Source organism: Methanosarcina sp. 1.H.T.1A.1, from assembly GCF_000979295.1.
GTDB lineage: Archaea > Halobacteriota > Methanosarcinia > Methanosarcinales > Methanosarcinaceae > Methanosarcina.
On sequence record NZ_JJQY01000079.1, the window covers coordinates 1 to 10,035 of the forward strand.

General features: G+C 43.8%; 9 protein-coding genes and 1 CRISPR repeat array. Of the genes, 2 read left to right on the top strand and 7 right to left on the bottom strand.

Going from position 1 to position 10,035, the window contains the following annotated elements:
* The 3 genes from EO95_RS07695 to EO95_RS07705 form a co-directional block, all read right to left on the bottom strand.
* The coding region (locus EO95_RS07695) for an APC family permease (RefSeq protein WP_048133641.1) at positions 1 to 992 on the bottom strand (992 nt) is incomplete at its 3' end.
* 414 nt (positions 993 to 1,406) lie between these two features.
* A complete protein-coding gene (locus tag EO95_RS07700) occupies positions 1,407 to 1,754 on the bottom strand; it encodes a hypothetical protein (protein ID WP_048133642.1) in 348 nt (115 codons plus the stop codon).
* A 206-nt stretch (positions 1,755 to 1,960) separates the two neighbouring features.
* Entirely contained in the window at positions 1,961 to 3,193 is a 1,233-nt protein-coding gene (locus EO95_RS07705) for an acyltransferase (RefSeq protein ID WP_048133643.1), read from the bottom strand.
* Positions 3,194 to 3,411: 218 nt separating this feature from the next.
* On the opposite strand from EO95_RS07705, the gene EO95_RS07710 reads away from it, so the two are divergent.
* Both EO95_RS07710 and EO95_RS07715 read left to right on the top strand, forming a co-directional pair.
* Complete coding sequence (locus EO95_RS07710; protein WP_048133644.1) at positions 3,412 to 3,810, top strand: cupin domain-containing protein; 399 nt, start codon at positions 3,412 to 3,414, stop codon at positions 3,808 to 3,810.
* Between the two features lie 111 nt (positions 3,811 to 3,921).
* Entirely contained in the window at positions 3,922 to 4,212 is a 291-nt protein-coding gene (locus EO95_RS07715) for a hypothetical protein (protein ID WP_156164013.1), read from the top strand.
* A 718-nt stretch (positions 4,213 to 4,930) separates the two neighbouring features.
* Positions 4,931 to 7,460: a CRISPR direct-repeat array (repeat unit 29 nt; unit sequence CGGTTCATCCCCACGCTTGTGGGGAACTC).
* A gap of 116 nt (positions 7,461 to 7,576) precedes the next feature.
* On the opposite strand, the gene cas2e is transcribed toward EO95_RS07715, so the two are convergent.
* The 4 genes from cas2e to cas5e all read right to left on the bottom strand — a co-directional run.
* Positions 7,577 to 7,885, bottom strand: a complete 309-nt coding sequence (cas2e, locus tag EO95_RS07720; protein ID WP_235282910.1) for a type I-E CRISPR-associated endoribonuclease Cas2e — start codon at positions 7,883 to 7,885, stop codon at positions 7,577 to 7,579.
* Positions 7,863 to 8,774, bottom strand: coding sequence for a type I-E CRISPR-associated endonuclease Cas1e (gene cas1e / locus EO95_RS07725; protein WP_048133647.1), 912 nt, complete (start codon positions 8,772 to 8,774; stop codon positions 7,863 to 7,865). Before cas1e ends, cas2e begins: the two co-directional genes overlap by 23 nt.
* Positions 8,775 to 8,800: 26 nt before the next feature.
* Positions 8,801 to 9,499 carry a type I-E CRISPR-associated protein Cas6/Cse3/CasE gene (cas6e, locus tag EO95_RS07730; RefSeq protein WP_048133648.1) on the bottom strand — a complete coding sequence of 233 codons (699 nt, stop codon included), beginning with the start codon at positions 9,497 to 9,499 and terminating at the stop codon, positions 8,801 to 8,803.
* A gap of 9 nt (positions 9,500 to 9,508) precedes the next feature.
* Positions 9,509 to 10,035, bottom strand: a 527-nt coding sequence (gene cas5e, locus EO95_RS07735; RefSeq protein WP_048133649.1) for a type I-E CRISPR-associated protein Cas5/CasD, incomplete at its 5' end; no start/stop codon positions are given.

Below are 10,035 nucleotides of genomic sequence, written 5' to 3' on the forward strand. Positions count from 1 at the left end.
AGATGTGTATAAGAGACAGGTATAGCATTGTGAGGAGTCTCATACTTTTTATGGATCATGACAAACCATTCTGGCATCAGCGCATCTCTGCTCATTGCAAAAGGAAACCTGGAAGATGACAGTATGGCACCGTTGGCTGTGGAAAGCGTTGCAAGCAGGGCAGCAAAAGCAATGAAGAATTTCCCGGTGTTTCCTGAAATCAGGCCTGCGATATCCGCCAGCGGAGTGACCGTTGTTACTGCTCCTTCAGGACCTGAAAATCCTACAGTTACTGCCATTATACCGACATAAAAGAGAGTTACTACAACCGCTGAAGCGATAAACGCCCTCGGTAAGTTCTTTGATGGGTTTTTAACTTCCTCGGAGACCGCGGCGGCTTCTGCTAGTCCCAGGTAGGATATGAAAATAATCCCTGTTGTAGTGAATATCGACATTATCCCATGCGGGGCTACCGGGACAAAATTATCCGGCTTGACCAGAAAAGATACTTTTCCTATGAATAGAACCAGTATTACCAGTAAAATAACAACAATAAAATTCTGCAGGGAACCACTACTTTTTGCACCGCGGTAATTAATTACTAACAGAAGCACTCCTGTAACAGCTGCGACTAAATAGAGCGGCATAGGGTAAAAGACCTGAGAATATTCTGCAAGCCCTATGAGTGCAAACGTGCCTTTGAATACCAGTGCCAGCCAGGAGCCGAGCCCGATTACTGCGCCAAATGCGGCTCCCATTGTCCTGCTGATATAGTAATAGCTGCCGCCTGCCACAGGCATGCCTGTTGCCAGCTCTGACATGCTGATTGCTGTAGCTATTGAAATGAGCCCGCCCAGCAAGAATGAGATAATTGCTCCTGAACCTGCATTTGCTACGGCTATTCCGGGAAGAATGAATATTCCTGCCCCTATCATTGTTCCGGTGGCTATTGCAAAAGTTGAGAAAAAACCCAGGCTGCGCCCCAGCCTTTCCGTTGTTTCAATTGGCGCCATCTATATCCCCGTCTTTCAAGACTCCAGAATAGGTAAACCAAGCTCTGCATAAACACTCAGTTTACAAGTATGTTTACAATTTTGATAATACATTTCCGCACCATGCATCCGGGCAGGCAACGAGAGTCCAAATCCCTGCTTAATTGATCCGGCTGTCGAATAAAAATCTCCGAAAAACGTCATTATCCTCCGGCAGTACAGTTTCAATCCGTTTTTTAGCGGGTCTTGCTACAGTTTTATTTAGAGGAATAAAGCAACATATCTGATCAAAAAGTTTCAATTATGCTTTAATGCCTCTTGTTTTCGAATAGTACATATAATTATCCGTCAGAGGTATATTAAAATCGAATAATCCGGACCAAAACTGAATCCTAATAAAAAATAAGAGTCCTTATAGCTTGAAATCAGGGTAGATCAGGGTTTATAGTATTCTTTTACACATCCTCCAAATAATTTTTTGGATCTTTCAAACCCTTCATAGATTCCATCTAAATGGTCCTGAGAATAATTTGGTTTTTCTTTAACTGCAATCGTGTCTATCATCAGGTTAAATCTTTCCTGCAGCCTCTGTATCTTTACAGCTGGATCTTCCTCTGAAACGAGTGAAATAAATACTCCCACGTTTTCCTCAAAAGTATCTTTGGCTATCTCTAAACCTTCATTTATTCCTTCTTTAAAATCTGAATAAGCCCGACTATCTTTATTCCTCTCGATCAAATCACTAAATCTTCGAACTGTCTTTGTAATTAGTAGTTGATCCAAATTTTGCCCCTCCCTACAGAAATATAAAAAAGACCGTTTATACCATAACAAGAAGTTCAGATCCTTATTTTAGCGGATCTTGCTTTTGAATAATGGATTTGTTTATTAGTCAATAAATTTAGTTATTAGTATCAATACTTATAGGTATTTTCGTTTCAATCCCGGATTTAGTGGATCTTGCTCGCGAATAGAAAAAATAATTTGAATTATTTGAATAATTTATTATATATTGTAAAAATAGCGCTTGAAAGATGTTTCTGCTTTATGTGTCCGGCCCCGCCGCGTCCGCAAGAATTAACCAGCCAATTGTAAAAGAGCTTCGATAATTCCACACCCGCCGTGTCGACGTACTTATAAAATAGATAGCTCAACGGAATTATTAAAAATAACGACAGGATGCATGAAATTAAAACAGCTGCGCCATATGGCAATACCGGGTACAGGACGAGGAACATTGCACAGGTGAAACTGCTTATCACCAGGAAATGTACCAGGTACAGAGAGTAGGAGATTTTTCCGAGGAAAACCGGCACGGGAGACGAAAAAAAGTTTTGCAACCGTCGGCTGTTCAATAAGACATACATTATCATGCCGGCGCCTAGAATATGATAGGTCACCTTTGGGGTTTGGAAGAAACCGGTATTGAGAAAACCGTATAAAGAACCGTTTGTCACAGGGCTTATAGGGTACGACCCGAGAAACAACCCCGAAACCAGTATAATAGATAGTATTATTTTATTACCTGTTTTAAATACCGGGGTCTCATTGTTGAACGTGTCGGCGAACACCATTCCTATTATAAAAGCCAGATAATAAGAGTTTAAGAAAAGCACGGCTGCGGCAAGATAGAATGTCCAGCGGTTGCGTATCGACCCGAACAGTAATGCCATTGCGAAAACGAGCATCGACCCAAAAAATTCAATTTTCATGGTCCATAAAACCGGGTTGTAGGAGGTCTTGCCGCCTACAAAAAACGACCCCCACACAGCCTGTTTAACCGCATCGACGATGCCTGGCGTAAAGTTCCAGTAGTCGCGGTAATTGCTGCCTGCGGAAATTACCATCGTTTCGAGATAATAACGGTATAATCCGGCTGATGCCAGTAAGTACGAGAGCATTACTACTGCAAATACCGGAATAAACAATCTGAGATATCGGCGCACTGCGCTGCTTATAATTACGCCGTTTTCCTTCGTTTTAAAATATTTTTGGGTTAATACGTAGCCGCTCAGGACGAAGAAGATGCACACTGAAAAGTTGCCAGCGCCAATTAATCCTAAGGGTGTGCTCGAAAAAAGCCGGTCAAGGTTTCCGAAATGCGAAGGCAATTCATTACCATAGACCATCGCCGGGGCTAATGCGACAAAGAAATGCATTATCATGACATTAACCGCAGCTATACCTCGCAACCCATCGAGGTAGGTGATCTTCCCGGCCATATATATCGCTTAAAGTGTATTATTGAACTGTTTTTATATACCTTGTTTTAATGTATCTTGATTGCGAATCAAAAGGCAAGAATCCATAATAACCTTTCTTTTTGTTTCAATTAACCTTTCTTTTGGTTTCAATTAACCTTTCTTTTTGTTTCAAGCCTTGTTTTAGGGGATCTTGCTCGCGAATAATTCTATATACAATTAAGCATATATTTAAAAATATGAAAGGATTTTCTATTGATATCGAAAAAGCCACTCTGGAAAACAACAATTTCCGCAAGGTGCTCTACACCTCAAAGCACAGCCAGCTGGTACTTATGAACCTCAAGCCCGGGGAAGAAATCGGGATGGAAGTCCATGAGGAAAACGACCAGTTTTTCCGTTTCGAGAAAGGGCAGGGAAAGTGCATAATTGACGGCAACGAGCATGAACTCAGTGACGGGGTTGCAGTTGTTGTGCCAGCCGGCGCACAGCACAACGTCATCAACACTTCGGCAACTGAGGACCTGAAGCTCTATACGATCTACTCCCCGGCGCACCACAAGGACGGAATCGTGCGCGCCACGAAGGAAGAAGCCGAAGCCAATGAAGCGGAATTCGACGGAGTGACTACAGAATAAGCTCATAAAAAGCGGGAATCGATTAAGAAGCATTGAAAATGCACAATAAAAACGCTTTATTTTTTACAAGCAGTATTACTTTTTATATCCAGACTTTTTTTATGTATAGAAGTGAAAGGCAGGGGTTTGTTCACAAGCGTCAGCTCTTCGGTTGTAATTGTATCCGAGCTTTCAGCGCCAGCCGGTTTCTCAGTAATATGTTTCATTTTCCTGATAGATCTTGCTCTTGAACAAATTGATCCCGGAAAACTGCAGATATCAGGAGTGTCAATGGCAAACTACTCCTGGAAAACTGCAGATTTAGGGAGGTTTAAAATGGCAAACTATTTTCTAAAGATTTCAAGCATATCCAAAAACCAATTTGTTCCTTTATCCATAAGAATTTCAGAACTACTTTCCTGATAAGAATCTCGATTGATTATTTCAAATCGAGGTTCAAAGAAGTAATTATTGGGTTTTGGAATCAGCTCTTTACATTATGGAGGAAAATGCCGTTTTTCAGGTAAATCAAGTAAACTTGATTTACCTACTACAAGAAATACATCAATATAAATAAATATTTCGCATATTAAAGAATATATTTTTAAAAAAGGAGAATAATAAAACAAGTAAAAATGAAAACATTGTTGTATTATAAAAAATAGTCAGGAATGGATAACGACTTCGTTTGTTGCGAGATTAAGGTTGCAGTATGGAATGTCTCAATCCCTGTTTTAGTGGATCTTGCTCGCGAATAATGGCCTTTTGATTAATTAATGTTTTAACTCTGAATTTCTCTTAAAATTTAGTATCAGGAAATATGAAATACATATTCCTGATGATGTTCTTGATATCATTGAATTAAAAAGGGCATTAAAAATCCAAAGAAGTTGCTTAAAAACTCCATTAGCCACTCTAAAAACAGGTTAGCCATGTGTATTTTACCTCCCGTGAGCTGCTCTTTTTCTATGTAATGTTTTAAGAATTTAGGATGTTTGGTTATTTAAATATTTTTAAGTGTTGGCGTGTGAGAAAAGACCTCACCAAAATTAAGATGCCTTGATATCCTTCTTGTAGCCTGTCATATCCTGTTTTAGTGGATCTTGCTCGCGAATAATAGTTTACAATCAAGGTTCTATAGCGGTTCATCCCCACGTGTGTGGGGAACTCATATAGAATTCCGGGAAAAAGAGGGTATGCCCCGGTTCATCCCCACGCTTGTGGGGAACTCTCCCTGGTTCTGTTTCTTCTGGTGGGGGTCCCCGGTTCATCCCCACGCTTGTGGGGAACTCACCTGATAGACTTTGATAAGTTCGCAAAGCACCGGTTCATCCCCACGCTTGTGGGGAACTCGCATTCGAAACCCAGTTAGGAACCTCATGCGGCGGTTCATCCCCACGCTTGTGGGGAACTCCTCACAGAATGCATCTATGAGAGTGTCTCGGACGGTTCATCCCCACGCTTGTGGGGAACTCGAAACCCTGAACACAACCTCAGGCACATTCACCGGTTCATCCCCACGCTTGTGGGGAACTCCACCCTGTATTGGATCTAAAAAAATGTCCTGTCGGTTCATCCCCACGCTTGTGGGGAACTCCCAGTTGTTATAATATTCGTGGACTATGCCTTCGGTTCATCCCCACGCTTGTGGGGAACTCCGATGGAAACCGCGACGCTTATCCCGCAATAACGGTTCATCCCCACGCTTGTGGGGAACTCGTGGCATAAATAGGATTAAACAAGACTCCGGCCGGTTCATCCCCACGCTTGTGGGGAACTCCGTATCAGAGGGCAAATTTAAATTTAAATTTCCGGTTCATCCCCACGCTTGTGGGGAACTCATCTTTGTTCTATTTTTCCGGTTCAAGTATTCCGGTTCATCCCCACGCTTGTGGGGAACTCGAAATTATTGATTTTCTGGCTCCTGAAATTGACGGTTCATCCCCACGCTTGTGGGGAACTCCCCCCTACAACACATCATATTCTGGTTTTGAACGGTTCATCCCCACGCTTGTGGGGAACTCACATCTATGTGTTCTAAAATAATTTGTGATTTCGGTTCATCCCCACGCTTGTGGGGAACTCATAGTAATATCTGCTCACGGCTGAGGATCTGCTGGTTCATCCCCACGCTTGTGGGGAACTCATTAATTACATTCCCGTCTTCATCTATGATCCCGGTTCATCCCCACGCTTGTGGGGAACTCTCGAGAAAATCATCGACGTTGACAACCTGAGGCGGTTCATCCCCACGCTTGTGGGGAACTCCAAACGGACTTCTTGCAGGGCTGCCCCTTATGCGGTTCATCCCCACGCTTGTGGGGAACTCCGACACAATCACGGAATCAAAAACCCTGCCCTCGGTTCATCCCCACGCTTGTGGGGAACTCTGTGCATTAGTCCTAAGCCTGTCAGCTTCACTGGGTTCATCCCCACGCTTGTGGGGAACTCTGAAGATGGAACTTAGAAACGCTCCTGATTACCGGTTCATCCCCACGCTTGTGGGGAACTCGTTGGAATTGCAATATAAGTTCCCTGTGCTACCGGTTCATCCCCACGCTTGTGGGGAACTCCAAGTGGAACATTAAACATTTGAGAAGCTGTTCGGTTCATCCCCACGCTTGTGGGGAACTCATCATGATAGATATATTAAAAATAAACCATTACGGTTCATCCCCACGCTTGTGGGGAACTCTTGTGCATTTGGAAACAATAATGAAAAAGCAGCGGTTCATCCCCACGCTTGTGGGGAACTCGCTGGAGGGGGGCCTTAATTCCTTTCCTGATTCGGTTCATCCCCACGCTTGTGGGGAACTCCAGCTTTTCGGAATTCTCTATTTGTGGTTTAACGGTTCATCCCCACGCTTGTGGGGAACTCTCACTCCTGCGCCCTCTGGGATCATGGGTATCCGGTTCATCCCCACGCTTGTGGGGAACTCAGCCGGTTCAAATTCGAGCTTCTGCCGGAGGTCGGTTCATCCCCACGCTTGTGGGGAACTCTGAAACGCCAGCCTCCCCCATCGAGATTCCTGCGGTTCATCCCCACGCTTGTGGGGAACTCATGCGACCAGTTTTATTACCCTCGCTATAACCCGGTTCATCCCCACGCTTGTGGGGAACTCTTTGTTCAGTTTCTAATGATATTGAGCTCGTCCGGTTCATCCCCACGCTTGTGGGGAACTCGGGCCAGCTACCGGCCCCTTTTGCTGTAATAACGGTTCATCCCCACGCTTGTGGGGAACTCAATAAATGCCATCGTGCGCTGTAGTATCGCATCGGTTCATCCCCACGCTTGTGGGGAACTCTACAAGAGAGTATTTTGGAGTATGAAAAGATTCGGTTCATCCCCACGCTTGTGGGGAACTCGGGATCACACTGCGAGCACAGCGCAGGGGAACCGGTTCATCCCCACGCTTGTGGGGAACTCTAATAACCCTCCATCGGTTGGAATTACGATCTCGGTTCATCCCCACGCTTGTGGGGAACTCGGCATCAAAAATGTATCAAAGTGTATCAATGACGGTTCATCCCCACGCTTGTGGGGAACTCGCAGATTGTACTTTTGCCGTATTTATCCGGGCCGGTTCATCCCCACGCTTGTGGGGAACTCTTTTTCACAGCCTCTTGAGCAGATAAGTTTTCCGGTTCATCCCCACGCTTGTGGGGAACTCTCTTTGCCTTTTATATTACCAATAGGAAAACTTTTTCCGGTAATATATAAAAATTTTTTCATATTAAATCCTGCATAAAAGAGAGAACATTTTAAAAATATAATGTCTCCATTTATCTACTCTTCGGTTTTAATTTCGGGCATGAAGGATATTAACTTTATTCCATCCATTTCTCTTGGGATTCTGCGGCTTTCGCCGAGTACTTTGAAATCAAATCCAATTTCGTTTCTTGCGGACCAGATCATAATCGCGCTTCCTTCAATGTTTCCGTCATTGAACTCGGTTTCTACATTTTCCCAGATCATATCCCTTACCTTGACAGAATAATCTCCTACATATACTCCAGCCCTGATTTCCAGAAGCCAGAGAGTCAATCTCCCCCTCAGTCTGGGAGTTGTGTTTTCAAGGACGATGACCAGCATCATTAAGCCCCCTTTCATTTGGAATTGCAGGAGGGAGTGATTCGGGTGGTTCTTCAGGAATAGGAATATCTCCAGCAGCTAAAACCTCTTCTATAGCCGGGATTATTTTTTTCAGCAGCCTTGTTTCCCTGAATACATCCCTGCAAGCAATCCTTACGGCTCTCTCAGGGTTTGGAGGGTTTCCGGCTGCCACCTGAAAAGCTAAAGGCACAACGGTCTCAAACTTAAAAAGATCAGCAACATCATAAACAAAAGACCTTGGCTTTCCTGTATGGATGAATCCGATTGCTGGTGAATAACCCGCTGCAAGGACTGCCGCTTCGGTAACTCCGTAAAGACAGGAAGTAGCAGAACTCAAACATTTATTTTGCAGGTCACCGACATCCCAGTCCGTATAATCATAGTAGCGGCCGTTCCATTTTAATCCTGCTCTCTCCGCCAGAATCTCATAAAGTTTTCTTACCCTTGATCCCTCAATTCCCCTCATTTGTTCTACGCTGTAGTCCTCCGAAAGTATTTCATTGAAGCGTATCTCATACATTTTTCGGACTACTTTTCTTCGTGCCTCGTCATTCAGGGCAAGCTGTGCCTGATAAAGCAAACGATCTGCTCTTGCTCCACCCGGCTGACCGGCAGAATAAAGTCTGACCCCAGCTTCCCCAACCCAGATCAGAAGGCAGCCGACCTGAGCTGCAAGAACTGCTGCTGCATGCGAGACCCTGCTTCCCGGTTCAAGCATCAGGCATGCAATTCCCCCAACTGGTATCTGGGTTCGTACTCCGTTTTTGTCTACCAGGACAAAGGCTCCGTCTATAACATCAAGTTCTCCCCTTTCCAGAAACAGTAAGGAAAACCTCTCTTTTATCGTAATCGGTTTTAATTTCGGAAGCATGGCAGTGATCCCCCTTCAACCCACTTTTATCTTGCAGAACGGACGAGCATCAACCCGCATCCGAAGCTCTTTGCCGGACCTATCCCCTTGTAGAGTGCATCGGTTAAAGATTCAGGATCTGTTACAGTTAATATTCCGGAAAAATCAATGGTACTTATAGTTACACTGTGCTTTCCTTTAGGCTTATAGAACCTGTTGCAACAGTACCCTGTGGCTATAACCTGCCCTTCTGAAACCTCAAAACCATTGAGATCTCCTTTTTTCTGGAGCCATTCAACACCCTCTTCCTGGACAATATCAGGAACTTGAGGTATCTTGTTTTCTGGAATACCTTCTTTTTCCATTCTGGTCTTAGCGTCCATCACAACATCATGTCGATGTTGATGAGGTTTCCCATTTTCATCCTCATCCCATCTTGTAACAATAGGATTGGCACGCAATGAAAAAACAAGTTTCTGCCCTGGAAAAAGAGAAGGAGTGTATTTTTTTGATTCGATGCTCCATAAATCCGAATGATTTTCAGGTGCATGCTCCGAGACAATATAAAACGAAGGAAAGCCGTCTTTTTCGTCCTGCCTGTACAAAAAATCCCTCTTTTTGTCCGGATCTTTCTCAAACAGCGACCATATGGCACGGTGAATCCTGTAATTGTCCCCTAAATCCATAGCAAGCTTCCAGAAATCCTTATTTGCTGCAGCTTCAGGCTTCAAGCTTGCTCTGCTCATGTACAATTTTCATTCCCCCAGTTCCATCATCATGTAGTGTTCTTTTCTATCGGCAAATTGCCATCTTTTGCGGCTGAGAACAGAATCTTTGCGGGAAATCGTATGCGAGGGTTCCATACCGCTTTCGTCACCTTCCCAATAAAGCCTCACCTGACTCGGAGTTTTTAAAAACGAAAGAAATTCCTGACATTTGAACTCAGCTTTTTTGATTACTTCTTCCAGATTATCTCCACTCACAACCTTTGCTTCAAAAGGCAAAGAGGGAGGACAGGATTTCCTTCCAAGGTAAAGAACAAACTCGGGTTCTTTTAATTTATTTACGAGAACCTCAAGAGAATAAGGGTTTTCAGCGTTTCTGGCCCATACCACCACCGTATAACACGAATCGCAGTAGTAATCTCTTGAAGAGAGAATTGTATTCAATTCTTCTTTTTCGACTCCGAGTTCTTCTTTTCTGGTAAGTATATACTTCTGGTTTTTTAGTGAACTTGCAGAAGGGACCTGAACTGTATGGTAGCTGTCTCTTATACACATCT